Genomic DNA, 26,608 nt, shown 5'->3' with positions numbered 1-26,608 from the left:
GCAACCGCTTCACGATCGCGCTGTTCGGGGCTTTCAGCGCAGGCAAATCGTCGTTCGCCAACGCGTTGATCGGCGAACGGGTGCTGCCCGTTTCGCCGAATCCGACGACGGCGGCGATCAACAAAATCATGCCGCCCGATGCGGAAGCGGGCTGGCCGCACGGAACGGCCAAAGTGCGCATGAAGAGCCGCGACCGGCTGATCGCCGACGTGTTGTACTCGCTCGAGGTGCTTGGCGAGAAGGCCGTTACGATCGAGCAGGCGCTGCAGGCGATCGGCGGGTTGAAGGCCGACCGGATTCCGGGCAAGGGCAAGCCGCATTATGCGTTTCTCCGTGCCGTTCAGCAGGGCTGGAGCGGCATGAGCGATTTCCTCGGGCAGGAGCTGCGCATCACATCGGATGAATTCGGCAGTTACGCCGCGGACGAATCCAAATCGTGCTTTGTCGAACTCATCGAATTATATTATACGAACCCGTTGACGGAGCAGGGCGTCGTGCTGGTCGATACGCCGGGAGCGGACTCGATCAACGCACGTCATACCGGCGTCGCCTTCGACTATATCAAGAACGCGGACGCGATTCTGTTCGTCACGTATTACAACCATGCGTTCTCCCACGCCGACAAGCAATTTCTGCTGCAGCTCGGCCGGGTCAAGGACAGCTTCGAACTGGATAAAATGTTTTTCATCGTCAACGCCGCCGACCTCGCTTCCTCCGCGGAGGAGCTGGAAGGTGTCGTCGGTCATGTCGAAAGCAATTTGCTTCAGCACGGCATTCGCCATCCGCGCATTTATCCGCTCTCCAGTTATTACGCCCTGGAAGGCAAGCAGAACGGCGATCCGCAGACGACGGAGCAATCGGGCATCGTTCGCTTCGAGCGGGACTTCGTCCGCTTCACCTTCGGGGAACTGACCGACATCGCGGTCAGAGCCGGCGAAGCGGACATCCGCCGCGCGGCGGACACGCTGCAGCGCTGGATCAACAGCGCGAAGAGCGATGCGGCCGACCGGGCCAAGCAGGCGGAAGAACTGCGCAGCGCCCTGCGAACGAGCGCCGCCCGGCTGGAGCAGGACGCCGATAAGGCTGACGTCCGGGAGCTCGGCAAGGAAATCGAGGAGCTGCTGTATTATGTCAAGCAGCGATCTTCATACCGTTTCGGCGAATTGTTCAACGTGGCGTTTAACCCTTCGCTGTTCCGTGAAGACCCGCGCGACGCCAAAGTGGTGCTGCAATCGGCTTGGGAAGACCTGCGCCGGATGATCTCCTTCGATTTGTCCCAAGAGATTTTGGCCACGACGCTGCGTATCGAGAACAAGATCAACCGGATGGCGAAGCAGGCGGCTGACTCGTGGACGGAGACGATACGTACGGAAATTCCTTCATTCGAGCCTGCCGATGTGCAGCCGTTCAAGCTGCGTACGCCGGAGTTGACGGACACGCTGCTGGCGGACGAGGTGCAGACGAAGTGGTTGGCGTCCTTCTTCAAGAATGCGAAGCAGTTTTTCGAAGGAGAGGGCAAGTCACAGCTGCGCAAGGAGCTGGGAGCGAAGCTGAACGATCCGATGCGCCGCTTTACGGAAGCGCAAGCCGCCCGGCTGGAGGAGGCTTACGCCGATCAATTGCGCAGCGTCATCGCCGAGCTGGCGGGGCAATGGCGCACGGCGCTTGAAGAGCAGGCCGAAGGGCTGCTTGAGGCGCTCGACATGAAGCTTGACTTGGAAGCGTTGAAAGAAAAGCATTGCCGCCTGCTGCAGTATTTGCCGCCGAGCTAATCCGGGTGGCGGGCCGTCCAAACCTCCGATTTCTAGCCTTACGGCGAAGTCGGGGGTATTTTTTTGTCTTTTTCGACGCAAGGTCTCATATACATGTGGGGATGCGGAGCACACCCGCCCGGGAGCGCGAAGAACGTAAATTTCAGGGAGGTAGAGACGTTGAAGAACTCGACACGTCTGTGGAAGCGTACGTTAGGAACGATTCAATGGGTCACGGCCTTTGCTGTCATTGTCACCGTTGTGCTGTCAGGCCGGTGGTTTATCAAGGCGCAAACCATTCCGCGCTATGATGTGTTTCTGGACGAACAGCTGATGGGAACCGTCTCGGATCCCGATGTGGTGAAAAGGTGGAAGAACGAACGTTACGAGGAAATGGAACGCCAACAGCCGAATTTACGGGTAACCTCGAATATGGAGAGGCTTCATTTCGTGGGCAACGAAACGTTTCACGGTGTTATCGATAACGAAGCCGTTATTGCCGCGCTGAAAGACAGAATCGTGTTTTATTTCTTTGCTGCGGAAATCCGCATTGACGGCAAATCGGTCGGGGTTGTGAAAGATGTAGCTGCGGCCGCCGAGCTGCTGGAGCAGATTAAAGCTCCATTCCTGCCGTCCCCGGACAGGAAGAACATAAGAGTGCGGGCGTTATCCGCCGAATTCGTCGGATCCTCCCCGGATTCCGCAGTTGCCGCAGCCCAAGCGCGGACAACCGGTACGTTCGTCCAAGACGTCAGCATCAACGAGACGCTCGTCAAGCCCGGGAAGGTCGAGGCTTCCGACGTAGTGAAGGAGCGCATATTATCGGGGACCTACGAAGCGCAAACGTATACGGTGGAGCGCGGCGACTGCTTGTCCTTAATCGCCCAGAAGTTTGCGATCCCGCTCGAGACGCTTCGGGCGAACAATCCGGAAATTAAACGCGATTTGATCCGCGTCGGGCAGAAGCTTGCGATTACGGTGAAACAGCCGCTGCTTACGGTCAAAACGACCGAGCTGCGCACCGAACAGAGGAAGGTGCCCAGCGGCGTCGTTTATGAGAAGGATGACAGCCTGAGGGCCGGCGTCATTCAAATTGTATCGCAAGGCAAGCCCGGGCTTAAGAAGGTGACGGTTCAATCGATCCATGTGAACGGGCGGTTTACGGAACAATCGACCGTAGGCGAGGAGTTGTTGGAAGCGCCGGTGCAAACCGTCGTCAAACAAGGTACGAAAGTGATTGCCGGCGCCGGGTCCGGCAAGTTCGCCATGCCCGTACTGCGGGGCGAAGTGACGAGCCAATTCGGGCTGCGCTGGGGCAAATCGCATAACGGCACCGATTTTGTGTCCGAGCAGCGGGGGATTATGGCGTCCGACAGCGGCAAGGTCGTATATGCCGGTTGGAAGAGCGGATATGGCAATTGCATTATGATCGACCATGGGAACGGGTATGAGACGCTTTACGGGCATTTAAGCAAAATCGAAGTCAAGAAGGACGAATTCGTCAGCAAAGGCGAAAAAATCGGAGTGATGGGAAGCACCGGAAATTCAACGGGCGTCCATCTGCATTTTGAAATTATTAAGAACGGTTCCCAGCAAAACCCGATGAAATATTTGAGTTGACCCGCAGGACCTCCGCCGCTATAAATCCCCCTTGGGCATGTTTGTTCACTCCGGCCCTATACACCATCCTATATTTCTGCCTGACTTTCTCTGTCCGCACCTTATACAAGTAGTATACAGCATAGGCATAAGTCCGTACATTTGCAAATCGGTCAATGAACGGCTACTCTAAAAAGTATAGTGGATGCTGTGACAAAATTAGACATGGGATCGGGGGAGAAGCATGAGCTCTACACGCTGGTTATGGCGTTCCGTCGGCTTCGGGGCGCTTCTGTCCACAGCGGTATGCGCTGCCGGCTTTGCGTATGCCGTCAATCAAATCATATTCCCGCAAGCGGCTTCAGGGGTAGGCACCGGTTTTGTCGGTACCGTACCTGCACCCGCTGCAAATGAAGGGGCGGCGGCGCCATCCGAACCACAATCCGGTCAAGCCTGGGAAGCGAAAACGCAGATAAGGATCGCAGCGCTCGGCGACTCGTTAACCGCCGGTACGGGGGATATTACGGGCAAAGGGTATGTGCGCAGCGTACGGGACAAGCTGGAGCAGCGACTCGGCAAACCGGTGTACGTTTATAACAATTTTGCGATTCCGGGGTTCCGCACGACCGATTTGTTGAAGGATTGGGAGGCCAAGAAGGACATCGCGAGGTCGATCTCGGAATCGGATCTCGTTCTGCTCACGATCGGCGGGAACGATTTATTTCAAGGCGGCGAAGGCATCTTCAACGCGCCGAACGGCCAAGCCGGCCAAGCGTCCAAGCCTGATGAAGCGAACCCCGGCGAAGGAACGGACGGCCGGACTGCAGCGCCCGTCCCGTCAGGCTCCGACGTTCAGCTGGGTGAAGCGTTCAACCCGCAAGCGGCACTCACGCGGATGCCGGAGGCGCTCCAGCGGCTGGAGCAGATCATCGACCGGGTGAGCAAGGCGAATCCGAATGCGCGCGTCTTGTACGTCGGGCTGTACCATCCTTTTCTCGACATCGATAAAGACCGTGCCGGCGCTCCGATCATCCAGCGCTGGAATACGGCCGCTTTCGAAATCGCAAGCCGTTACCCGAATGTAACGGTCGTTCCGACGTACGATTTATTCGAGCTGCAGGGCTCGAAATATTTATACACCGATCATTTTCATCCGAACCAGCAAGGCTATGAGCGTATTGCCGAGAGGATCGCGGACATTTTACAGTAAACGGGGGAGAGAGGGTCATGGCGGAGCGGACGAGCAAGGGCGGGGACGCCGACATCGTCTTGTCGGTGGAAGGGGTTAAGAAGAAGATCGGGAACAAGCTTATTATCAAAGGCATTTCGTTCGATGTTCGTGCCGGTGAAATCTTCGGTTTCTTGGGCCCGAACGGGTCCGGTAAAACGACGACGATCCGGATGCTGGTCGGTTTAATCAAGCCGACGGCAGGCGAGATTCATATCTGCGGGTACAACGTGCTCAAGCAGCACGAGGAAGCGCTGCAGTACGTCGGCTGTATCGTCGAAAATCCGGAGCTGTACCCGTATTTAAGCGGTTGGGAGAACCTGGAGCATTTCGCCCGCATGCTTCCCGGGGTGACGGAGAAGCGCATCCGCGAGGTAGTGGAGATCGTCGGCATGGACGCGCGCATCCGCGACAAGGTGAAGACATACTCGCTCGGCATGCGGCAGCGGCTCGGTATTGCGCAGGCGCTGTTGAACGATCCGAAGCTGCTCATCCTGGACGAGCCGACGAACGGTCTCGATCCGCAAGGCATCAAGGAGCTGCGCGAATTTATTCGCCGCCTCGCCCGGACGGGACTAAGCGTGTTCGTGTCGAGCCACCTGCTGAGCGAAATTCAGCAGCTGTGCGACCGCGTTGCGATTATAAGCCACGGCGAGGTGCTGCAGGTTGGCGAAGTGTCTTCGCTCGTCGACGAATCGGCGAGCAGGGTCGTCTGGAGCGTGCGGCCGGCCGGCAAGGCGCTGCAGGTGCTGGAGCCGCACGGCGCGGGTACGGACACGCCGGATCTGAGCGCAGATGCGGGTTCGGACGAGCAGCCGGCGAGGATCGCCATGCAGATGAACCCGGACGATATCCCGCTGTTGTCCAAGCGTCTGATTGAAGCGGGGGTTGAGCTGCACGGCATCGAAATCAAGCTTCCGACGCTGGAAGATTTATTCTTGAAAGTGACGGAGGGTGAGCGCATTGGCTAGCTTGTACGGGCTTGTGATGAACGAAAGCATCAAGATGGTCAAAAAGAAACGGCTGCTCGTCGTGCTGCTCATCCTCGCGGCGATCATTCCGATGTTCACCTACGCCCAGATGAAAGTGGCGCAAAACAATCAGAAGCAGTTCGGCACGACCGACTGGCGCGTGGAGCAGCGTCAGAAGGTGCGCGATTACACGCAAAGGCTCGGCAGCGCAAGACTTCCGGAGGAGTGGAAGCAGCGTTTGCAGGTTGAAGTGAAGCTTGCCCAATACTATTTGGATAAAGATGTGAATCCCGCTTCGCCGAACGGGGTAACCTTTACAGTAACGTTCGTTCAAAACGCCGTCGGCTTGTTTATTCCGCTGATGGTCATGGTCATCGCCGCCGATATCGTCTCCGGCGAGCATACGAGCGGGACGATCAAGCTGCTGCTGACGCGGCCGGTGCCCAGGTGGCGGGTGCTTCTCAGCAAGCTGATCACGCTCATCTTGTTCACTTCCGTCGTCGTCGTGGCCACAGCGCTGCTCAGCTACTTGATCTCGGGGCTCTTCTTCGGTTACGGGGGATGGGATATGCCGCGGCTGCTCGGCTTCTCGGTGACGGGAACGGACGTCGATTTCTCCCGCGTTCGCGTGGTGGAGCAGTGGTTTTACCTGCTGCTTGAGCTGGGGCTCGTCTGGTTTGCGGCCGTTGCCGTGGCGATCATGACGATGATGATTTCCGTGCTCGTCCGCAGCACGGCGGCGGGTATGGGCATCATGCTGGCGGTGCTAATTTCCGGCACGATCTTGACAAGCATGGTCTCCTCGTGGGAGACGGCGAAATATTTATTTATGGTCAATCTTGACCTGACGGATTACTTGACCGGCGGTCTTCCACCCATCAAAGGGATGGACCTGCCGTTTTCGTTAACGGTGCTCAGTGTCTGGGTCGCGTTGTCGATCCTCGTATCATTTGCCGTTTTCACGAAAAAAGATGTGTTGAACTAATCCGTTCAAATGTTATAATGCATGTTAGCTGAAAGCATACTTGGACGATTTGGCAGAAATGGACAAGCGGTCCAAGTTCGTCACCTTCGGCTAATGAAAACTCAGCGAAACTTTGATTTCTCGTGCTGTGTTGTTTGGGAGGCTGCGATGACGGAACAACTCGATTTGTTTGGAAATACAACGGCGGCGCCTGCGGATTACGGGGCGGACGATATTCAGGTGCTCGAAGGACTCGTTGCGGTGCGCAAGCGCCCGGGGATGTATATCGGCAGCACCACGACGTCCGGTCTGCATCATCTGATCTGGGAGATCGTGGATAACGCGGTGGACGAGCACTTGGCCAAGCACTGCTCGCAAATCGATGTGATCATACATAAGGACCAATCGGTGACGGTGCAGGATAACGGCCGAGGCATCCCGACCGGTATGCACAAAACGGGCATTCCGACACCGCAGGTGGTGTTTACAATTTTGCATGCGGGCGGTAAATTCGGCGGCGGCGGATACAAGAAATCCGGCGGCTTGCACGGCGTCGGCGCATCCGTGACGAACGCGCTGTCCGAATGGCTCGAAGTGGAAATTTACCGCGAGGGCAAAGTGCACCGCCAGCGGTTTGAATATTGGGTTGACGATACCGGGAAAGAGCATGTCGGCGAGCCCGTAACCGGTCTTGAAGTGATCGGCAATACGCGCAAAACCGGCACGAAAGTGACGTTCAAGCCCGATAAGCGGGTATTTCAGGGCGGCACGACGATCAATTACGATACGTTATCTGAACGTTTGCAGGAGATCGCGTTCCTGAACTCGGGTCTGAAAGTAACGGTGACCGACCTGCGCAACAATAAAGAGGACGTATTTCAATACGAGGGCGGCGCGAGTCAGTTCGTCCAGTTTTTGAACGAAGAGAAGAACGTGCTGCACGACGTCATTCATTTTATGGCGGAACGCGACGAGATCGAGGTCGAAGTAGCGCTGCAGTACAACGACGGCTACACGGAGACGCTCGCTTCGTTCGTCAACTCGATTCCGACGCGCGGCGGGGGTACTCACGAAACCGGATTCAAGACGGCGTATACGCGCGTTATGAACGATTACGCGCGGAAAGCCGGATTGCTCAAGGAGAAGGAGAAAAATCTCGACGGCCAGGATTTGCGCGAGGGACTGATGGCGGTCATCAACATCAAGATGGGCGAGGTCGAATTCGTCGGACAGACGAAAGATCAGCTCGGCAGCGCCTCGGCGCGAAGCGCGGTCGACGCGGTCGTGTCCGATAAGATGGCTGTGTTCCTCGAGGAAAACCCGCAGGTCGCGCAAATGATCATGAAGAAGGCGATCCAGTCGGCCCGGGCGCGCGAGGCGGCCCGTAAGGCGCGGGAGGAAGTGCGCAGCGGCAAGAAGGGCAAGAGCGAGAGCTCGAATCTCGGCGGCAAGCTGACGCCCGCGCAGTCCAAAGATTATACCCGCAACGAGCTGTTTATCGTCGAAGGGGATTCGGCAGGCGGTTCGGCCAAGCAAGGACGCGATTCGAAGCATCAGGCGATTTTGCCGCTCAAGGGCAAGCCGATGAATCCCGAGAAGGCGAAGCTGGCCGACATCATGAAGAACGACGAGTACAAGGCGATTATCGCCGCTATCGGCGCGGGTGTCGGACCGGAATTCGAAGTTTCCGAAAGCAATTATGCCAAAATCATCATCATGACCGACGCCGACACCGACGGCGCGCACATTCAAGTGCTGCTGCTTACGTTTTTCTACCGTTACATGAAGCCGTTGATCGACGCCGGCAAGGTGTATATTGCCCAGCCTCCGCTGTTCAAAGTGACCAAGAAATCGGGTAAATCCAGCGAAGTGCGTTACGCCTGGACGGACGAGCAGCTGCAAGCGCTCATGAAGGAGCTCGGCAAGAGCGTTGAGCTTCAGCGGTATAAAGGACTCGGCGAGATGAACCCGGATCAGCTGTGGGAAACGACGATGGATCCGGCGACGCGCACGCTTCTTCAGGTGCAGATCGAGGATGCGGCCAAAGCCGAGAGACGGGTGTCTACGCTCATGGGCGACAAGGTCGATCCGCGCAAACGCTGGATTATCGAGAACGTCGACTTCACGGAATATGAAGAATAAACGGGGGGCAGCAAGTTGAGCATACTTGAGAACTTTTTGCCGGCCTTTCTCGAAGAGGTTGTCGGCGACCGCTTCGGCCGGTATTCCAAATATATTATTCAAGACCGCGCCATACCCGACGTACGCGACGGCCTGAAGCCGGTGCAGCGGCGGATTTTATATGCGATGTACGATGCCGGCAACACGCCGGACAAGACATACCGCAAGTCCGCCAAGACGGTCGGGGATGTGATGGGCAACTATCATCCGCACGGCGACTCGTCCATTTACGACGGGATGGTGCGGATGGCACAGCCTTGGAAGATGGGGCATGTGCTCGTAGACGGCCACGGCAACTGGGGCTCGATGGACGACGACCCGGCGGCCGCGATGCGGTATACGGAAGCCCGGCTGTCGCAGATCGCCATGGAGCTGCTGCGGGACATCGATAAGCGGACCGTGCTGTTCAAAGACAATTTCGACAACACGACGAAGGAGCCGGTCGTGCTGCCTTCGCGTTATCCGAATTTGCTTGTTAACGGCGTCAGCGGTATTTCCTCGGGCTTCGCCACGGAAATTCCGACGCATAACCTGAGGGAAGTCATTAACGGCTGCATCTCGCTGATCGACCGCCCGGACAGTACGCTGGAGGAGCTTATGATGTTCGTCCAAGGTCCGGACTTTCCGACCGGAGGCATCATTATGGGCTCGGAAGGCATACGCGAAGCGTACCGTACGGGCCGCGGCCGCATTTATGTGCGGGCAAAGACAGCGATCGAGGAGCTGCGCGGCGGCAAGCAGCAAATCATCATTACGGAGATTCCGTATCAAGTGGTGAAGTCCCGGCTCGTGACCGCGATGGAAAATATACGGCTGGAGAAAAAGATCGAGGGCATCGCCGAGGTGCGCGATGAAAGCGGCCGAGAAGGCATGAAAATCGTCGTGGAGCTGAAGAAGGATGCCGATGCGCAGGGGATTTTGGCGTATTTGCTGAAGAAAACGGATCTGCAGATCACGTATAACTTCAACATGGTCGCGATCGTGAACAAAACGCCGAAGCAGCTCGGTTTGCTGGATATGCTCCAGGCGTATATCGAGCATCAGAAGGAAGTTGTTACCCACCGCACCAAGTATGAGCTGGAGAAGGCCGAGGACCGCGGGCACGTGCTGGAAGGCCTCGTGAAAGCATTGAATATACTGGACGAAGTGATTGCCGCGATCAAGGCTTCCAAGAACCGCCAAGACGCGCAGAACAACTTGGTCTGGATGTTCGGTTTCACCGAGCGGCAAGCGGACGCCATTCTTACGCTGCAGCTGTACCGATTGACAAATCTGGAGATCCATTCGCTTGAGAAAGAGCTGAAGGAAGTTCAGAAGACGATCGCTTACCTGCAGAGCATTCTGGGCAGCGAGAAAAAGCTGCTGGGCGTTATCAAGGACGAACTCTCGCAAATTCGCGATAAATACGGCATCGACCGGCGTTCGGTCATTCAGGACGAGGTTGAAGAGCTGAAGGTCAATCTCGAAGTCATGGTAACGGCGGAAGACGTGTTCGTTACGCTGTCCAGAGACGGGTATATTAAACGGACGGGCAAGCTGTCGTTTATCCGCTCGGGCGGCGAGATCGATAAGACGGGCTTGAAGGAAGGCGATTATCTCCGGCATTTGTTCGACGTGAACACGCTGGAAAATCTGCTCATTTTCACGCAAAGAGGGCAGTACTTCCTGCTTCCCGTCCATCAGATTCCGGAGTACAAATGGAAGGAAAACGGAACGGCGATCGTCAACGTCATTCCGATCCCGAAGGACGACCGAATCGTGAACGTGATTCCGTTGAAAGATTTCAACGAGCCCGGGAAGTCGCTGCTGTTCTTTACGCGCAAAGGCCAGGTCAAACGTACGGAATTAAAGGATTACGCGACCAACCGCTCGAGCGGAATCGTGGCGTGCAAGGTCGGCGAACAGGACGGGCTGTTGAACGTGCTGCTCAGTACGGGAACGAAGGACGTCCTGCTGATTACGAAGCAGGGAATGGCCATTCGCTTCAAAGAAGAGGAAGTAAACCCGATGGGCCGGGCGGCTGCGGGCGTTCGCGGCATCGCGTTGAAGGAAGACGACGAAGTGGTTGCGGCCGATTTGGTGGAAGGCGATGAAGGCGAAGTGGTGGTTGTGACAGAGCTTGCGTACGCCAAACGCTCGCTCGTCGCCGATTATCCGGTTCAAGGACGCGGGGGCAAGGGGATTCTCACCTTCGAGTTCAAAGAAGGCAAGCGTGTGAAACCGAACGGTTCCACGCTGCTCGGCGCGTTTACAGTAAAAGAACCGTTCGACTTGACCGCTATTCTAAACTCGGGGGAGAAAGCGACTTTCTCCACGGAGCAAACGCCGATCGATGAGCGAAAGTCGTCAGGGAAGCAGATGATCGCGCTGGACAAGAAAGATTGGATCGTCGATCTGCTAAAAATTACGTGACGGATTAATCGTAACTCGAGTACGTCGGTTCCACCCGTTCCAACAATTCAAGCATCAGCTCCAACACGGCCCACACCGGCATCGGATCGTCCAAGCGATCCAGCCAGTGTGGGTCTTTAATGATGCCTTTATGCAAAGCGCTTTCTCCGATTTTTGTTTTCCAGTCCTCCATAATGTTCCTCCTTGCTACAAGGATTGACAAGCTGCCCCTATGGGCGATCGCCCTCTGCTGCATGATATGTTGAAGCCCGTCAAATGGTACCCGAATTTATCGTTTCATGTCATAAAATATTTAGGTGATTAACCTTTTATTGGACAGGAAGAGATGTTATAATAAGGAAAACGATAGGATTCTCGGGAGTGATGGTAGTGATAACTCAAGAATTCGCCAAACTATGGTGGAAATTGTCCAAAGACCTCCGCACGCATATGGAAACAGAGCTGGCGCCTTCGCTGACAGAAGGTCAATTAACCGTGCTCGAGCTGCTGCAGGTCGCCGGTAAGACGAAGATGAAGCCGTCCGATTTTATCGATTATTTGGCCACGACGCCTGCGGCGATTACAACGCTACTGGATCGGATGGAGAAGAGCGGCTTGATCGCCCGCGAGCGGGACGAGAAAGACCGGCGCATTGTTTGGGTAATCTTAACGGAGCACGGACGGACGGAGTGTGAACGCGGCGTGCAAGTCCGCGAACAGTTTCTGCAGCAATATTTAAGCCGGATTTCATCGCACAATCAGCAACTGCTCGTGTATTTGCTCGGTAAAGTGGCGAACGCCTAACAGTTGTGCCCTTGTATATATACGAATGCCGAATACGAAGTAGACCTCCCGTGCCGACATGGCGAGGAGGTCTACTTCGTATTGGGCCTGAATATAACGTACTACATTTGAACGGGAGGATCTTTGTATGCGGAACATACAACTCGATCACCATACTTATTTTGAGCAAGCATACACCTTTGCTCCAATCGGCATCGCCTTGGTGTCCATGGATGGAACATGGATTAAGGTGAATCCCGCTTTATGCAAAATTATGGGTTATTCGGAAAAAGAATTGCTTGAGCTTACCATTAGGGACATCACCCACCCGGATGATTTGCAAAGGACGGACGATTTCATCGATGAGCTGCTGGACGGGGGCTCATCCAATCGCGAAATGGAAAAACGGTATGTCCAAAAAAACGGCAGCGAGCTCTGGACGTCCCTGCATGTTTCGCTTGTTCGCGAAGAACCGCATGGAACTCCCCTCTATTTCATTTCCCATATTATTGACATCACTGAGAAAAAAGCTGCCGAACAGAAATTGCTTGCAACAGAGGAATTGTACAATCTGATAACGAAACATGCATTAGACATTATATCGTACAACACGCCGGATGGAATAACCCGATATATTTCCCCCTCCATTCGCGAAATACTAGGTTACGAGCCGGAAGAGGTTATTGGAAAAAGCAGCCCTGCCTTTTATCATCCTGACGACCTGGAAAAATTGCGGACGATGTCTCTATCCGATAACGATGTCATTACCTACCGGGTGCGTCATAAAAACGGCAGCTATATCTGGTTTGAATCCACGCTTAGAACGATCAGGAATGAGCACGGCCAAATCGAAAAAATTTTGGGGATTGCCCGCGATATAACAGAACGAAAGAGAAACGAGGATAATCTTGCCGAGGTACAGCGCATTACGCTGGTGGGAAGCTGGGAATGGAATATCTCCTGCAATAAACTTTCATTATCGGATCAAGCTTATGAAATATTCAGCCTGAACAAAAATGAACTTCTTCCAAGCGATGTTGCGTCTCTGATTCATCCGGACGATCGGCAGCGGTTTGCAGCTTGCATGGAACAAGCCTTCCAAGGTCATGATTTCAGCTCGGAATTTCGTCAATTGAACCCTGGCGGCTCGACCAAATATTTGCATATTCGCGTATCTGTTTCATTTGATGATCACGGTCGTCCCCTGATCGTAAAAGGAATTATCCAGGATATTACCGAACGTAAAACTATCGAATTAAAACTGCAAGAGACCATTGAACGATATACCTCATTAAAAAAATATAACCACGATGCTGTCATTTCATTTGATTTGAACGGCAAGATCACGAACACAAATGTAAGGGCCGAACAGCTGACCGGCTATAGTGTTCATGAGATGATCGGCATGAAGATTGCAGCCTTCATTGGGGTCCGCAATCTGGAAAGAATATTGTTAGATTCCGCTAACCATACATTCGCAGAAAAACACATTGATAAATTCAAACATAAAGCCGGTCATGTCGTGGAGCTGATAACAACCATTGCCCCCATCATCATCAATCGGGAAACCGTTGGCTATTATATTATTGCCAAGGATATAACCGAACAGAAAAAGCTGTTAATCGCAAAGGAAGCGGCGGAAAGCACGAATAAAGCAAAGAGCGAGTTTTTAGCTATGATGAGTCACGAAATCCGCACGCCCATGAACGGTGTTATCGGGATGACAGACCTGCTTATAGAAACGACGGATCTCGACGCTCAACAACAAGAGTATGTCGAAATCATAAGCAAATGCGGACATACACTTCTAGCCCTGATCAACGATATTCTGGACTTCTCCAAAATTGAAGCCGGCAAGACGGAACTGGCGGAAGAGCCTTTTAGTGTGCAGGACAATATTTCCGAGACGCTTGACGTCCTGCTTTCAAAAGCGCTTGCAAAAAATTTGGAATCGACTGTATTCATCGATCCCCAAGTTCCTCAAACCGTTATCGGAGATTCGAACAGGCTGAGGCAAGTGCTGTTGAATTTGATCAGCAATGCCATCAAGTTCACGTATAGCGGCGGAATCACCATCTCCGTGAAGAAAGTAATGGAAGCCCGGAATCAGGTGCAGCTTCAATTTATGATTAGGGACACCGGAATCGGCATACCGGAAGATAAGATCCATCGGTTGTTTGAGCCCTTTTACCAGATAGATCACTTCTTGAACCGCAAACCGGAAGGAACCGGGTTAGGCCTGGCGATTAGCAAGAGGCTCGTCGATCTGATGGGCGGGGAAATATGGATTGAGCCTACGCATGGACCCGGGGCAACCTTTGTATTTACGGTTATGGTTAAGGCGGAAGGCGATAAGGAGTCGCTGCAGCAGCATCCGTCTATAGAGGAGGATAATTATGTTCGACAGCCTCTGAACATTTTAATTGCAGAAGACAACGTCATCAATCAGCTGGTCCTGCAAAGGATTCTGGAAAGTCTCGGTTATCGCGCCAGCATTGTTGAGAATGGCGAAGAGGCGATCCAGGCTGTCGCCCGCGAGACCTATGATCTTATTTTTATGGACATTCAAATGCCTGTGATGAGCGGTCTGGAAGCCACAAAATCGATAAAAGCATCGCTGCCGCCGGAACGATGCCCTTACATTATCGCCGTAACCGCCAATGCGCTGAATGGCGATCGCGAACAATGTTTAGCCGCTGGCATGGATGAATACATAAGTAAGCCCATTAAATGTGAGGTTGTCTCGAATCTGATGGAACAATTCTATAAAAATAAACACATACCTCGTTAGGTATGTGTTTATTTTTCAGGGGTCAGAACCGCGAGCGGAGCGGCGCAGACATCGAGCTACCGTTGCTCCCACAGCAGCCACGGATAGGCTGTCGGCGGCTGCGAATGAAAGCGCAGCGCCTCTTTCGTTACCGGGTGCTCGAACGCAAGGCTTACCGACCAGAGCGCGATCTGCTGGCCGGGGACTGCCGAAGCGCCGCCGTAGCGCTGGTCGCCGACCAAGGGGCAGCCGATTGCAGCGAACTGCACCCGAATTTGGTGCGGCCGGCCGGTATGCAGCTCGATCTCGAGGAGCGACAGGCCGTCTTGAGAGCCGACGATCCGGTAATCGAGAATCGCCTCTTTGGCGCCTTCCTTGTCGGCCGGTACGACCTTAACCATATTCGTGCGTGAATCTTTCAGCAGATGGTGGCGCAGCGTTCCGCTTGGTTCCTTCGGTTTGCCGTTCACGACGGCGCGATACTGCTTGCGAATCGTCCGCGTCCGTACCGCATCGGATAGCCGGGAGGCGGCTTTCGACGTCTTGGCGAACACCATCACTCCGCCTACGGGACGATCAAGCCGCTGCACCAGACCGAGATACACGTTGCCCGGCTTTCGGTGCCGGACCTTCAGGTCCGCTTTAATCAAGCTTAGCAAATCCGGATCCCGCGAATCGTCTTCCTGTGTCGGCACGTTCGGCGGTTTGATGACGACAATCACATGATTGTCTTCATATAACACGGGGATAGAGGGAACACCGGCCATTCGTTAAGCCTCCCAGCGTCCCAGAATGCCGCACGGCAGCATCAGCTTGGAAGCGGTAATCGGAAGTCCGATCTCGCCGCAGGTGATCGTGCCGCCGTACCGGCGTCCAAGCGATAGCGACAGCACATTCTTGAGCACGGACGCCGAGATGCCGGTCGTATACGAATTGATCAGCATAAACAACGGCTTGTCCGTTAAGATGCTCATGCAAGATTCAACGAACGGATACAAGTTGGTTTCCAGTTTCCACGTTTCGCCGTTCGGGCCGCGTCCGTAGGAAGGCGGGTCCATAATGATCGCATCGTATTTACTTCCGCGGCGCTGCTCCCGCTGCACGAACTTGAATACATCGTCGGTGATGAAGCGTACCGGGCGGTCGCCGAGGCCGGACAGCTGCAGGTTTTCCTTGGCCCACTGGACGACGCCCTTGGAAGCGTCCACGTGGCAAACCTCGGCTCCGGCCGCCGCGCAGGCAACCGAGGCGCCGCCGGTGTAGGCGAACAGGTTCAACACGCGGATCGGACGGCCTGCGCCGCGAATTTTATCCATCATCCACGCCCAGTTGACCGCTTGTTCCGGGAACAGTCCGGTATGCTTGAAGCCGGTCGGCTTGATGTGGAAAGAGAGGTTGCGATACGAGATCGTCCACCGCTCCGGAATTTGCTTCTTGTACTCCCATTGGCCGCCGCCGCTCGAGCTCCGGTGATAATGCGCGTCCGCTTGGCGCCACTCGCCCGTTTCTTTGATCAGAGGCCAAATGATTTGCGGGTCAGGCCTGCGCAGAACGACCGTCCCCCAGCGCTCCAGCTTTTCTCCGTCTCCGGTATCGATCACTTCGTAATCTTTCCAATCTTGAGCTGCATACATGCGTCTTCGTCCATCCTTTGCGTTCTCATATGTATGGCAAGTTTCAGGTCATGCGTCAACCGCTGCGAAGCTTGCGCCATTCTATCTATTTTACATGAAGGAGAGACGCAATTCCACTCGAATAGCCCTCTTGGGCAGAGGAAATACTGAAGGGGATCATCGAATCGAAGGGAGGCAAACAGGTATGTCTCGTGACAACGCCAATAACAATGGTAAAAAGTCCCAACCAGGCAACAACCAGGACTCCGAAGTAGCGGAATCAAGCAACAAATCGAAGAACAAATAAATAAGGCTGCTTCCCGGTCTTCCCGTCAACTAAGGGGAGACCTTTTTTGATTTTCTGGTTTTTTTAATCGCCACCGCCGGTAAATGTTTATAGCTTCGAATCGTCTCTCCTTGGCAAATCGGGCAAGGAGGGTAAGTGCCGGTCGCGAAATCTTCCCGAACCCAGGCTTTACAGGAGGCATCCCTGCATTTCCAAATCACGGTCGGTTTGAGTTCCGGTTTCTGTTCGTTGTTCTGCTGCATCTTGTTGTGACACCTCCTCTCCAAACCTCTGTATTTTAACCGAGGTTGGATGGTTTATGCCAGTACCTGCGCGAAAAAAAACGCAAGAAAAACAGCCGAAACCCAACAACGGGTTTCTTCACGCCAACTATGACGGTTTTCGTCGTTTGTCCGCCGTTCGTCATCCATCGGGCAGCCCGTCCCCATCCTCCAACACCGCTCCTCCATTCCCGCTATTCGCCATCCGGCAGGGACTCGAAACAATTTCTAGAAGATTTTTACTAAACGGAAAGGATTTTCTAGCTGTCATGTAGTATTTGTGTAATAGTGACAGAATACTTTATTTGAGGGGGATGTCTACTTTGAACACCGCAATCCCCGGTCCGGAGGACTTGTATCTGTTTCATGAAGGCAACTTGCATCGGAGCTACAAGCTTCTCGGCGCTCATGTCACGCAATGGGACGGAACCGTCGGCGTCCGTTTTGCCGTATGGGCCCCTCACGCGAGTGAAGTTCGCGTTGTCGGCGACTTTAATGAGTGGGACGGAACCAGACATCCGATGCATAAGGTGAGCACTTGGGGCGTCTGGTCGACGTTCATTGCCGGGGTCAGACCCGGCGAGTATTACAAGTACGAAATCCTTACCCCCGACGGGACGCTCCTGTATAAAGCCGATCCGTACGCTTTTTGGTCCGAGCTGAAGCCGGGCACCGCCTCGCGCGTATTCGATCTGGGCGATTTCAATTGGTCGGATCAAGCGTGGCAGGACCGGAAGCAGAGCGCTTCCGTCTACGAATCTCCTCTTAACATCTACGAAGTACATCTGGGCACCTGGAAAAAGAAGCCGGACGGCGCCTATTACACGTATCGCGAACTGGCTGATGAGCTCGTCCCGTATGTGAAGGATATGGGGTACACCCATCTGGAGCTGATGCCGCTGGCCGAGCATCCTTACGACCGATCCTGGGGGTATCAGGCTACCGGGTATTATTCGGTTACCAGCCGATTCGGTACGCCGCACGAGTTCATGTATTTCGTCGACTGCTGCCACAACGCCGGTCTCGGCGTCATTATGGACTGGGTGCCGGGCCATTTCGTCAAAGACGAGCACGGGCTTCGCCAGTTCGACGGGCGACCGCTCTTCGAGTACAACGATCCGGGCCTGGCCGAGAAACCGGAATGGGGCACGCTGACCTTCGATTTTTCCAAACGTGAAGTTGTGAATTTTTTAATCTCCAATGCGCTTTTCTGGATGGACGCGTACCATATTGACGGGCTGCGCGTGGATGCGGTCGCAAGCTTGCTTTATCTTAATTTCGGCAAGCCGCGCGATCAGTGGGTGAAGAACGCCCATGGCGGGGACGAGAATCCGGATGCCATCGAATTCTTGAAGAAGCTGAATCATACGGTGTTCAGTTATTATCCGAACGCGCTGATGATGGCGGAAGATTCCACCGCCTGGCCGCTTGTCACCGCTCCGGTGCACGAAGGCGGACTTGGCTTCAATTACAAATGGAACATGGGCTGGATGAACGACATGCTCAAGTATATGGAAACCGATTCGTACTTCCGCGGCGGGAGTCATCGCTTATTGACGTTCAGCTTCATGTACGCATTCTCCGAAAACTACGTGCTGCCGCTGTCTCATGATGAAGTTGTGCACGGAAAGAAATCGTTATTAAATAAAATGCCCGGGGATTACTGGCAAAAGTTTGCCAATCTTCGCGCCTTATACGGCTACATGATGAGCCATCCCGGCAAAAAGCTGCTGTTCATGGGCGGGGAATTCGGCCAATTCGACGAATGGAAGGATCTCGAGGATCTCGATTGGGAGATGTTGGCTTATGACAGCCATCGCAGCATGCACCGTTATGTACGCGACTTGAATCATCTGTACTTGCGCGAGCCGGCGTTGTGGGAACTCGACCACTCGCCCGATGGGTTCGCCTGGATCGACCCGAACGACGCGGCGCAAAGCGTCACGACGTTTATGCGGAAGTCGCGCAAGCCGGAGGATGCGCTTGTCATCGTGACCAACTTTACGCCGGTGTACCATGCGAAATATCGAATCGGCGTCCCGTTCGCTGGAGAGTATGTCGAGCAATTCAACAGCGATGCCGGCGAATACGGCGGTTCAGGCAAGCTGAACCCCGGCAGGCTGAAGACGGAAGCGTTAGCGTGGCATGGTCATCCGGACAGCCTGCATGTAGCGCTGCCTCCGCTGGCCACGGTCATTTTCAAACCGATCAAGATTGTCAATCGTAAAGCAACGAATGCGAAGCGGGGAAGGGGTCAAACCGATGCGTAAAAAAGAATGTGTAGCCATGCTGCTTGCAGGAGGCGAAGGAAGACGGTTGGGCGTGCTGACGACACAGTTGGCCAAACCTGCGGTGCATTTCGGAGGCAAGTACCGCATCATCGATTTCACGCTAAGCAACTGCACGAACTCGGGAATCGATACCGTGGGCGTGCTTACGCAATATCAACCGCTCGTACTGAATACGTACATCGGCATCGGCACGCCGTGGGACTTGGACCGTAAGCACGGCGGGGTAACCGTCCTGCCTCCGTATATGGAGCAAAGCGGCGGGGATTGGTATAAAGGAACGGCCAATGCCATTTACCGGAATATTCCGTTCATCGATCAATACGACCCGGAATATGTGCTCGTCATTTCCGGCGACCACATCTACAAGATGGATTACGACCTGATGCTCGACTTCCACAAGAGCAAGGACGCGGACGCAAGCATCGCCGTCATTGAAGTGAAATGGGAAGAAACGAGCCGGTTCGGCATCATGAGCACCGATGCGGAGCAGCGGATTACCGAATTCGCCGAGAAGCCGAAGGAAGCGAAGAGCAACCTGGCTTCGATGGGCATTTACATATTTAACTGGCAGGTGCTTAAGTCTTACTTGATCAAAGACGAAGTGGATCCGGAGTCAAGCAAAGACTTCGGCAAAGATTTGATACCGGCGATGCTGCGGGATCAACAGAAGATGTTCGCTTACCCGTTCGACGGGTATTGGAAGGACGTCGGCACGATTCAAAGCTTGTGGGAAGCGAATATGGATTTGCTTGAGGATGAGCCCGAGTTTAATCTGAACGATCGCGAATGGCGCTTCTACTCGGTCAATCCGTTCCAGCCGGGACAGTACATCGCGCCGACCGCACAGGTCAGACGCTCGCTCGTCAACGAAGGCTGCGCGGTGTTCGGGGAAGTCGATCACTCTGTTTTGTTCTATGGCGTTCAGGTGGGCGAAGGCAGCCTTGTCCGCGATTCGGTTATTATGCCGAACGTGAAGATCGGCAGCAATGTGAGTATCCACAAAGCGATTATTGGCGAAGGAACGGTCATCGAGGACGGTGCGGTCGTCGGCAGTCCGGAGGGGCAAGGCGACGAATCCATCGTATTAATCGGCAGCAACGAGTACATTGGCAAAAACACTTCGTTCTCGGTGAAAGGATGACGGGCGTATGAAACGTTTGATGGGCGTAATCAACTTGGTGAACGAACCGGATGAACTGGAGGAGCTGACTTACTCGCGCTGCGTCGCATCGGTACCGTTCGGCTCCCGCTATCGCATGATCGATTTTGCCTTGTCCAATATGGTCAATTCCGGCATAGGCAACGTTGCGGTGTTCACGCAGCACAAGTTCCGGTCGCTGATGGACCATCTCGGCTCCGGCAAGGAATGGGATTTGGACCGCAAACGCGGCGGTTTGTTCATTCTTCCCGCGGTTTTGCACGAGACGACCGGTATGGCGCGCGGCGATTTGTTCCAATTTTACAACCATCGCGATTATTTCTACCGCGGACGCGAGGAATATGTGCTCATCACCCGCTCTCATATGGTGTGCAATATCGATTTTAACGAAGTGCTCGATTACCATTTGGAAAAAAATGCGGACATTACCGTTGTCTATAAGAAAGCGGAAGAAACCGAATACGCCAAATTCCGCCGGATGGCCGTCAAGGATGACGGAAAAGTCACGCTGATGGAGGACCAGTCCGGGCGGCTGCGCACCGACAACATCTCCATGGAGATGTACATCATGAGCAAGGAGCTGCTGCTCGATATGGTGGAATCTTGCCTGGCGCAAGGCTACGATCATCTCGTGCGCGACGGCATTATGAAAAATATCGATAAACTAAGCGTTTACGCGTATCACCATCAAGGGTATACAGGTATTGTGAATACGATCCAAAGCTATTACAAGCACAGCATGCAGCTGCTCAACCCGAAGGTGTGGCGAGAGTTGTTCTTCCAGCGCAATCTCATTTATACGAAGGTGAAGGACGAACCGCCGGCACGGTATGCCGAGAACGCCCACGCCCGTAACGCTTTGATCGCTAACGGATGCATGATCGAAGGGAAGGTAGAGAACAGTATCTTGTTCCGCGGGGTGAAGATTCGCAAAGGCGCTTACGTGAAAAACAGTATTATCCTGCAAAACTGCGAAATTGAAGAGAACGTCATCATCGAGAACGCTATCCTCGACAAGGACGTGTTCATCAATCGCGGCCGCGTGCTTACCGGAGACAAACAAGCACCGTTTATCGCTTCCAAAACCAAAGTGATTTAATAAATCGGCGCGTCCGGCCTTTGCAACCGAGCGCACGGCCGGATGCGCTCTATATAAAGGAGTGGTAGGAAGCCATGAAAGTGTTATTTGCAGCCTCTGAAGCCGTCCCCTTTGTCAAAACGGGAGGACTCGCCGACGTGATCGGCTCGCTCCCCAAAGCGCTCGTCAAGCAGGGTGCGGATGTTCGCGTCATTTTACCCAAATACGAAGACATTCCGGCCAAGTACGTCGAACGGATGGAGCAAGTGGCCTCCTTCGACCTTCAGATGGGGTGGAGAAAGCAGTACTGCGGCATCTTGAAGCTGGTGCACGAGGGTATCGTCTTTTATTTTGTCGATAACGAATATTACTATCGCCGCAGAGGCTGCTACGGTTACGGGGACGACGCCGAACGTTACGCGTTCTTCTGTCGCGCTGTTCTGGACGCGATGCCGCACATCGGCTTCATACCGGATTTGATCCATTGCCACGACTGGCAGACCGGCATGATTCCGGTCTTGTATCGGGCTCATTTCAGCTACCAGCCCCCGTACGCGCACATCAAAACGATCATTACGATTCACAACCTCAAGTATCAGGGCGTCTTCGACAAGGAGGCGTTCAAGGACTACTTCGCGCTCGGCGACGAGCATCTGCACGGTTATGCGCTGGAGCTGCACGGCGGAGCCAGCTTTCTGAAGGGCGGGCTGCTTTACTCCGATTATATGACAACAGTAAGCCCGACCTACGCGGAGGAGATTCAAACGCCTTATTACGGCGAATGTCTCGACGGTCTGCTGCGCAGCCAAAATCACCGGTTGCAAGGCATTATCAACGGGCTGGATTACGAAGAGTTCGATCCGATGGCCGATCCAAACCTCGAGGTCCGATACCGCGACTCCTACCCGAAAAAACAGCAAAACAAGCTGAAGCTGCAGGAACGGCTTGGCCTGCCCGTCAACAAAGAGGTGCCGTTAATCGCGCTCGTTACGCGCTTGGTCGATCAGAAGGGGCTCTCTTTGATCGACCGCGTCATCGCGGAACTGATGCAGCTTGACGCGCAATGGGTCATCGTCGGAACGGGCGAACCGCGCTTCGAGGAGCTGTTCCGGTGGGCGGCTGCCGCAAATCCGGACAAGCTGTCGGCGCAAATATTGTTCGACGAGTCGCTTGCACGGCAAGTGTATGCGGCCTCCGATATGTTCCTGATGCCTTCGTTATTCGAGCCCTGCGGCATCGGCCAGCTGATCGCGATGCGTTACCGCAGCGTGCCGATCGTACGGGAGACGGGCGGCTTGAAGGATACGGTGAGCCCGTATAACGAAGAGACCGGACAAGGCACGGGCTTCACGTTCACCAACTACAACGCGCATGACATGCTGTATACGATCGACCGTGCGGTCAGGTTGTATCGGCAGCCGGACGTGTGGGCGAATTTGCTGGCGAATATAAAGAAGAAAGATTTCAGCTGGCGCAAGTCGGCCCAGCAATATATCGATTTGTACGAATCGTTAATTCCATCCGTGAAAGTGTAATCCCTCGATCAACGATCAACGACCAATGTCCGCATGGACATTGGTTTTTTGTGCATGGATGAAGGAGCTGGACCGCATTGTGTCGAATAATATCAAGACTACATTTCAAGTCGAGGGTGCGTGGGCGAGGGTGCGGTTGAACATCGTAAAGTTCTCGGATGAAGACGAGCGACGAAGACTTCAGGAGCTGTATGCTTTAGATATCGTGGATACGCCCGGCGAGCCGGCCTTCGATCGGATTACTCGATTGGTTGCGGACGTGTTCCAGGTGCCGACCTGTTTAATTACGCTGGTTACCGAAGACCGGCAATGGTTCAAGTCGTGCTTCGGGCTTCAGGAAGAATTAGAGCGTTCCCGCTCGACGGAGCGGGAAGCCGCCATCTGTCAATATGTGGTCGCGGAACGGGAACCGGTCGTTGTGACGGATGCCCGTCTGGACGAGCGGTTCGCGGACAACCGGTTCGTACGCCAAGAGAACGGGATCCGCTTCTATGCCGGGGTCCCGATCCAGACATCGAAGGGGAACATTCTCGGCTCACTGTGCATCATCGATACGGAGCCGCGAACGATCGGAGAGCGCGAATTGGCCCGGCTTGTCGAGTTTGGCCGTTGGGTCGTGACCGAAATCGAGCTTCGCCGGGACTTGCGGGAAAAGGAATTACTGGCCGAACGACTGCAGCAGGTGATCGCGAAGAGCGAGTCTCAAGCGGTATTGATCCGACAAGCGTTTGAGTCGGGCTTGGAGGGAAGGCTGCTGTGCGACGGGAGCGGCCGTATCGTACTGCATAACGAAAAGCTGGTGGAATGGTTTCGCGTTCAACCGGCCCATTATCCGGATGTCAGAGCTTTCGCCGAGCACCTGCTGCAAAGCGGCGAGGCTCGTTCCCCCCAGCTGCTTGAACGTCTTGAGCAACTGTTAAACGGACATGTGGAGCTGTTCGCCGAACGTCTTGATTACCGGTTGAAGGACGGCGAGCGCCGTGTCTATGAGGTGACGGGATATGTCATCGGCTTAACGGAAACCTCGCCGCAGCACTATTACATCGGCATTCGCGATCGGACGGACGAGGAGAAAATCGATCGGATGAAAAGCGAGTTTATGAGCGTCGTTTCGCACGAACTGCGGACACCGTTGACAAGCATCATGGGTTTCGCGGAAATCATCAAGGAACGGAATCCGGAGGCGGACAAGAGGCATAGCTATTTGCAAACGATACACCGGGAAGCGAAGCGGCTTACGTTATTGTTGAACGATCTGCTGGATCTGCAGCGGATGGAGGCGGGGCAGCAAAGTTATTTGTTCTCGCCAACGGACATGCGCAGCCTTGCGGCCGAGGCCGTCGAAGGCTGGAAGGAGCATGCGACGCACCGCATCCTGCTGCAAGCCGGCCCGAACCCGTTGTTTGTCTATGCGGATCCGGAACGGATGAAGCAGGCGCTTGTTCATTTGATCAGCAATGCGGTGAAATACTCGCCGGAGTCGGATCGGGTCGAAGTGAAGCTGATGGAAGAGGATGGAAGGATTCACGTTACGGTTCGCGATTACGGGCTGGGTATTCCGGAGCGGGCAAGGGAGAAGCTTTTCACGAAATTTTACCGCGTCGACAATTCGGATCGCCGTAAAATGGGGGGGACCGGACTCGGTCTTGCCGTTGTGAAACAAATCGTCACCGCGCACGGCGGCTCCATTCATTATGTATCGGAGGTTGGTCAAGGCTCTTCATTCACGCTTGCGATGGAGAAGTATGCAATACCCTCCCCCTGAATTTCAGCAAACCGTCCGAAAGACGGCTGCCGGGAGGGTGTGCAGGAATTCAGGACCATCTATAAATCGGTGGGTTCATCCGGTTTGGAGGCGCTGCATCTATGCTTCGTCGTAGTACATCACTTCTTGGTTGAATGTGCGATTGATGGTTAGGAACGTATGCATCAGTTCGAATAACTCCGATTGGCTCAGCTCCAGCGCCTTCGGCGCCGCCGCAGCCGCTTCCTCCCTGATGCGTAAGCGGACGGCCTTGTCTCCGGAGTTGATTTGAATTTCCAATTGCTGCATTTTTAATACGCTTTCCCACATAACGGTATCACCTGTCCCTTATTGTTATTCGGTCGTCCTGTTTACGGACGCGAGATTAAGTATATGCGAGGATCGGATTGAATATGACAACTCTTTCCCGTATCACGGGAGGGACGCTTCAAATTCGATTCGGGAGCGGTTATAATGAAGGTTGATAGGAGGAATGGCCATGGAGACGCAAGACCAGAACGGATGTCATACGGAGAACGGGAGCGCCGATGCCGGAAGCGAACGCAAGAGCCACCACTCCGATAAAATGAAAAGCAACCTCGTCACCCGGCTCAACCGGATCGAAGGCCAAATTCGCGGCGTTCGCGGGATGATCGAGAAAGATACATACTGCGACGACGTGTTGAACCAGATCGCGGCCATTCAATCGGCGTTGAACGGCGTAGGAAAGTTGCTCCTGGAAGGGCATATGAAAAGCTGCGTAGTCGAGCGGATTCAGTCGGGCGACCGGGAGGTCATCGACGAAATTCTCGTCACGATGAACAAGCTGCTGAAGTAGCTGCGCCGGGTTGACGACAATCGAAATTCTTAGAAGTCCGCATGGGTTGCCGCGGGCTTTTTTGATTTGCGGCGCAAGAAGTGCTCCTGTTTCAGTCGCGGCTGTCATAGCAAGAGAGGGGATAATGGGCGCCTCCACCAATCATGCAACCTTGACCTTGCTTGTGGCAAATAATTGAACATTCAATAGTTTAGCACTAAACAACTTTCCACCCCCAGTATTCTATGGTATTTTATATTGAGAATAATTATCATTATCATATGTGGGGGGGTTATGAGGTTATGAATCATAAAGGCTGTATACTTTCATCCGTTTTACTAGGGTCAGCGCTTCTGTTCGGCGGGTGCGCTGCCCAAACAACGCCTGCGGCGACGCAAGGGACGGAAGCGAAGAAGCCCGCCGATGCCGCAGACAACGCCGCACTGAAGCAAGCCGCCGAAACTTACCGCAAATACGTCATTGAGCAGTGCGACTTATTCGTGAAATCTACGGGCGAATTCGCAGCCGCTGTCAAAGCGGGCGACGTGGCCAAGAGCCAGACGCTCTACGCGCCTACCCGCATGTTCTACGAGCGGATCGAACCGATCGCGGAATCGCTCGGGGAGCTGGATCCTAACTTGGATGCACGCGAAGGGGACGTCGACGAGAAGGAATGGAGAGGGTTCCATCGGATCGAAAAAGCGTTATGGACAGACAAGACGACCAAGGGACAGGAGATCTACGCCGACCAATTGCTGAGCGACAGCAAGCTGCTGCGGGCTAAAGTGGAGAATGTGGAGATTGATACGTCAATACTCGTAACCGGTGCGGTCGAGCTCTTGAATGAAGTGTCCTCCTCTAAAGTGACGGGCGAGGAAGAGCGGTATTCGCACACGGACTTATACGATTTTGCCGCGAACGTTGAGGGGGCGAATAAAATTTTTGACATCCTTAAGCCGGAAGTGGAGAAAAAGGATGGCGTACTTGCAAAGCAAATCGCCGACCGGTTCAACGATTTAAGCACCGCGTTGGCACCTTATAAAAAAGGCGACGGGTATGTGCTGTATACGGAATTGACGCCGGATCAGACAAAAAAGCTTAGCCAGGCACTCGATGCGCTCGCCGAGCCGCTGTCCCAGATGGGCAAAGTACTGGAGGGCTAAGAC

21 protein-coding genes are annotated in these 26,608 nt (G+C 54.3%); 16 read left to right on the top strand and 5 right to left on the bottom strand.

Annotation, left to right across the window (positions count from 1 at the left end):
* The 7 genes from JMF85_RS19395 to gyrA all read left to right on the top strand — a co-directional run.
* A partial coding sequence (locus JMF85_RS19395; RefSeq protein WP_201318764.1) for a dynamin family protein occupies positions 1 to 1,772 on the top strand: 1,772 nt, incomplete at its 5' end.
* Between the two features lie 159 nt (positions 1,773 to 1,931).
* Entirely contained in the window at positions 1,932 to 3,371 is a 1,440-nt protein-coding gene (locus JMF85_RS19390) for a peptidoglycan DD-metalloendopeptidase family protein (RefSeq protein WP_201318763.1), read from the top strand.
* Positions 3,372 to 3,594: 223 nt separating this feature from the next.
* Positions 3,595 to 4,560 carry a GDSL-type esterase/lipase family protein gene (locus tag JMF85_RS19385; protein ID WP_141335686.1) on the top strand — a complete coding sequence of 322 codons (966 nt, stop codon included), beginning with the start codon at positions 3,595 to 3,597 and terminating at the stop codon, positions 4,558 to 4,560.
* Positions 4,561 to 4,577: 17 nt separating this feature from the next.
* Positions 4,578 to 5,549, top strand: coding sequence for an ABC transporter ATP-binding protein (locus tag JMF85_RS19380; protein WP_141335685.1), 972 nt, complete (start codon positions 4,578 to 4,580; stop codon positions 5,547 to 5,549).
* Positions 5,542 to 6,534, top strand: coding sequence for an ABC transporter permease (locus tag JMF85_RS19375; protein WP_054798116.1), 993 nt, complete (start codon positions 5,542 to 5,544; stop codon positions 6,532 to 6,534). Before JMF85_RS19380 ends, JMF85_RS19375 begins: the two co-directional genes overlap by 8 nt.
* 147 nt (positions 6,535 to 6,681) lie before the next feature.
* Positions 6,682 to 8,655: a DNA topoisomerase IV subunit B gene (gene parE / locus JMF85_RS19370; RefSeq protein ID WP_155615285.1), complete on the top strand. Its 1,974-nt coding sequence runs from the start codon at positions 6,682 to 6,684 to the stop codon at positions 8,653 to 8,655.
* Positions 8,656 to 8,670: 15 nt separating this feature from the next.
* Complete coding sequence (gyrA, locus tag JMF85_RS19365) at positions 8,671 to 11,106, top strand: DNA gyrase subunit A (RefSeq protein ID WP_201318762.1); 2,436 nt, start codon at positions 8,671 to 8,673, stop codon at positions 11,104 to 11,106.
* Between the two features lie 4 nt (positions 11,107 to 11,110).
* Here gyrA and JMF85_RS19360 read toward each other — a convergent pair whose 3' ends face one another.
* Positions 11,111 to 11,278 carry a hypothetical protein gene (locus tag JMF85_RS19360; RefSeq protein WP_196426959.1) on the bottom strand — a complete coding sequence of 56 codons (168 nt, stop codon included), beginning with the start codon at positions 11,276 to 11,278 and terminating at the stop codon, positions 11,111 to 11,113.
* 191 nt (positions 11,279 to 11,469) lie between these two features.
* On the opposite strand from JMF85_RS19360, the gene JMF85_RS19355 reads away from it, so the two are divergent.
* Together JMF85_RS19355 and JMF85_RS19350 are read left to right on the top strand one after the other, a co-directional pair.
* On the top strand, positions 11,470 to 11,889 hold the full coding sequence (locus JMF85_RS19355; RefSeq protein ID WP_155615343.1) for a MarR family winged helix-turn-helix transcriptional regulator: 420 nt from the start codon (positions 11,470 to 11,472) through the stop codon (positions 11,887 to 11,889).
* A gap of 127 nt (positions 11,890 to 12,016) precedes the next feature.
* A complete protein-coding gene (locus JMF85_RS19350) occupies positions 12,017 to 14,659 on the top strand; it encodes a PAS domain S-box protein (protein WP_201318761.1) in 2,643 nt (880 codons plus the stop codon).
* Positions 14,660 to 14,715: 56 nt separating this feature from the next.
* On the opposite strand, the gene JMF85_RS19345 is transcribed toward JMF85_RS19350, so the two are convergent.
* The 3 genes from JMF85_RS19345 to JMF85_RS19335 form a co-directional block, all read right to left on the bottom strand.
* Entirely contained in the window at positions 14,716 to 15,405 is a 690-nt protein-coding gene (locus JMF85_RS19345; protein ID WP_155615287.1) for an RluA family pseudouridine synthase, read from the bottom strand.
* Positions 15,406 to 15,408: 3 nt separating this feature from the next.
* Complete coding sequence (locus tag JMF85_RS19340) at positions 15,409 to 16,272, bottom strand: class I SAM-dependent methyltransferase (protein WP_054800273.1); 864 nt, start codon at positions 16,270 to 16,272, stop codon at positions 15,409 to 15,411.
* Between the two features lie 315 nt (positions 16,273 to 16,587).
* Entirely contained in the window at positions 16,588 to 16,800 is a 213-nt protein-coding gene (locus JMF85_RS19335; protein ID WP_155615288.1) for a cold-inducible protein YdjO-related protein, read from the bottom strand.
* Between the two features lie 332 nt (positions 16,801 to 17,132).
* Here JMF85_RS19335 and glgB point away from each other — a divergent pair, with 332 nt between their 5' ends.
* The 5 genes from glgB (at position 17,133) to JMF85_RS19310 (ending at position 24,646) form a co-directional block, all read left to right on the top strand.
* Entirely contained in the window at positions 17,133 to 19,088 is a 1,956-nt protein-coding gene (glgB, locus tag JMF85_RS19330; RefSeq protein ID WP_196426960.1) for a 1,4-alpha-glucan branching protein GlgB, read from the top strand.
* On the top strand, positions 19,081 to 20,250 hold the full coding sequence (locus JMF85_RS19325; protein ID WP_141335680.1) for a glucose-1-phosphate adenylyltransferase: 1,170 nt from the start codon (positions 19,081 to 19,083) through the stop codon (positions 20,248 to 20,250). The genes glgB and JMF85_RS19325 overlap by 8 nt, the downstream gene beginning before the upstream one ends.
* A gap of 7 nt (positions 20,251 to 20,257) precedes the next feature.
* Complete coding sequence (glgD, locus tag JMF85_RS19320) at positions 20,258 to 21,367, top strand: glucose-1-phosphate adenylyltransferase subunit GlgD (RefSeq protein ID WP_164751902.1); 1,110 nt, start codon at positions 20,258 to 20,260, stop codon at positions 21,365 to 21,367.
* Between the two features lie 74 nt (positions 21,368 to 21,441).
* A complete protein-coding gene (glgA, locus tag JMF85_RS19315; RefSeq protein ID WP_127608931.1) occupies positions 21,442 to 22,881 on the top strand; it encodes a glycogen synthase GlgA in 1,440 nt (479 codons plus the stop codon).
* A 79-nt stretch (positions 22,882 to 22,960) separates the two neighbouring features.
* On the top strand, positions 22,961 to 24,646 hold the full coding sequence (locus JMF85_RS19310; RefSeq protein ID WP_201318760.1) for a GAF domain-containing sensor histidine kinase: 1,686 nt from the start codon (positions 22,961 to 22,963) through the stop codon (positions 24,644 to 24,646).
* 99 nt (positions 24,647 to 24,745) lie between these two features.
* Here the strand turns inward: JMF85_RS19310 and JMF85_RS19305 are convergent, their stop codons facing one another.
* Positions 24,746 to 24,955: a hypothetical protein gene (locus JMF85_RS19305; RefSeq protein ID WP_155615292.1), complete on the bottom strand. Its 210-nt coding sequence runs from the start codon at positions 24,953 to 24,955 to the stop codon at positions 24,746 to 24,748.
* A 169-nt stretch (positions 24,956 to 25,124) separates the two neighbouring features.
* Here JMF85_RS19305 and JMF85_RS19300 point away from each other — a divergent pair, with 169 nt between their 5' ends.
* Both JMF85_RS19300 and efeO read left to right on the top strand, forming a co-directional pair.
* A complete protein-coding gene (locus tag JMF85_RS19300) occupies positions 25,125 to 25,463 on the top strand; it encodes a metal-sensitive transcriptional regulator (protein ID WP_230876248.1) in 339 nt (112 codons plus the stop codon).
* 281 nt (positions 25,464 to 25,744) lie between these two features.
* Positions 25,745 to 26,605 (top strand): iron uptake system protein EfeO, encoded by an 861-nt coding sequence (gene efeO / locus JMF85_RS19295; RefSeq protein ID WP_201318759.1) that lies wholly within the window; start codon positions 25,745 to 25,747, stop codon positions 26,603 to 26,605.
* Positions 26,606 to 26,608: the final 3 nt, after the last annotated feature.

The sequence above is a fragment of the Paenibacillus sp. EPM92 genome (assembly GCF_016586185.1).
Classification (GTDB): Bacteria; Bacillota; Bacilli; order Paenibacillales; family NBRC-103111; genus Paenibacillus_G; species Paenibacillus_G validus.
The sequence above is the reverse complement of the archived record's forward strand: the minus strand, read 5'-3'. Positions and strand labels throughout refer to the sequence as shown.

What these genes read in the sequence shown, in the direction of transcription:
- JMF85_RS19385 (WP_141335686.1), top strand. Translation starts at nt 3,595, where the DNA reads ATGAGCTCTACACGCTGGTTATGGCGTTCCGTCGGCTTCGGGGCGCTT.
- JMF85_RS19380 (WP_141335685.1), top strand. Translation starts at nt 4,578, where the DNA reads ATGGCGGAGCGGACGAGCAAGGGCGGGGACGCCGACATCGTCTTGTCG.
- parE (WP_155615285.1), top strand. Translation starts at nt 6,682, where the DNA reads ATGACGGAACAACTCGATTTGTTTGGAAATACAACGGCGGCGCCTGCG.
- JMF85_RS19360 (WP_196426959.1), bottom strand. Translation starts at nt 11,278, where the DNA reads ATGGAGGACTGGAAAACAAAAATCGGAGAAAGCGCTTTGCATAAAGGC.
- JMF85_RS19355 (WP_155615343.1), top strand. Translation starts at nt 11,470, where the DNA reads ATGGTAGTGATAACTCAAGAATTCGCCAAACTATGGTGGAAATTGTCC.
- JMF85_RS19350 (WP_201318761.1), top strand. Translation starts at nt 12,017, where the DNA reads ATGCGGAACATACAACTCGATCACCATACTTATTTTGAGCAAGCATAC.
- JMF85_RS19345 (WP_155615287.1), bottom strand. Translation starts at nt 15,405, where the DNA reads ATGGCCGGTGTTCCCTCTATCCCCGTGTTATATGAAGACAATCATGTG.
- JMF85_RS19340 (WP_054800273.1), bottom strand. Translation starts at nt 16,272, where the DNA reads ATGTATGCAGCTCAAGATTGGAAAGATTACGAAGTGATCGATACCGGA.
- JMF85_RS19335 (WP_155615288.1), bottom strand. Translation starts at nt 16,800, where the DNA reads ATGCAGCAGAACAACGAACAGAAACCGGAACTCAAACCGACCGTGATT.
- glgB (WP_196426960.1), top strand. Translation starts at nt 17,133, where the DNA reads ATGTCTACTTTGAACACCGCAATCCCCGGTCCGGAGGACTTGTATCTG.
- JMF85_RS19325 (WP_141335680.1), top strand. Translation starts at nt 19,081, where the DNA reads ATGCGTAAAAAAGAATGTGTAGCCATGCTGCTTGCAGGAGGCGAAGGA.
- glgD (WP_164751902.1), top strand. Translation starts at nt 20,258, where the DNA reads ATGAAACGTTTGATGGGCGTAATCAACTTGGTGAACGAACCGGATGAA.
- glgA (WP_127608931.1), top strand. Translation starts at nt 21,442, where the DNA reads ATGAAAGTGTTATTTGCAGCCTCTGAAGCCGTCCCCTTTGTCAAAACG.
- JMF85_RS19305 (WP_155615292.1), bottom strand. Translation starts at nt 24,955, where the DNA reads ATGTGGGAAAGCGTATTAAAAATGCAGCAATTGGAAATTCAAATCAAC.
- JMF85_RS19300 (WP_230876248.1), top strand. Translation starts at nt 25,125, where the DNA reads ATGGAGACGCAAGACCAGAACGGATGTCATACGGAGAACGGGAGCGCC.
- efeO (WP_201318759.1), top strand. Translation starts at nt 25,745, where the DNA reads ATGAATCATAAAGGCTGTATACTTTCATCCGTTTTACTAGGGTCAGCG.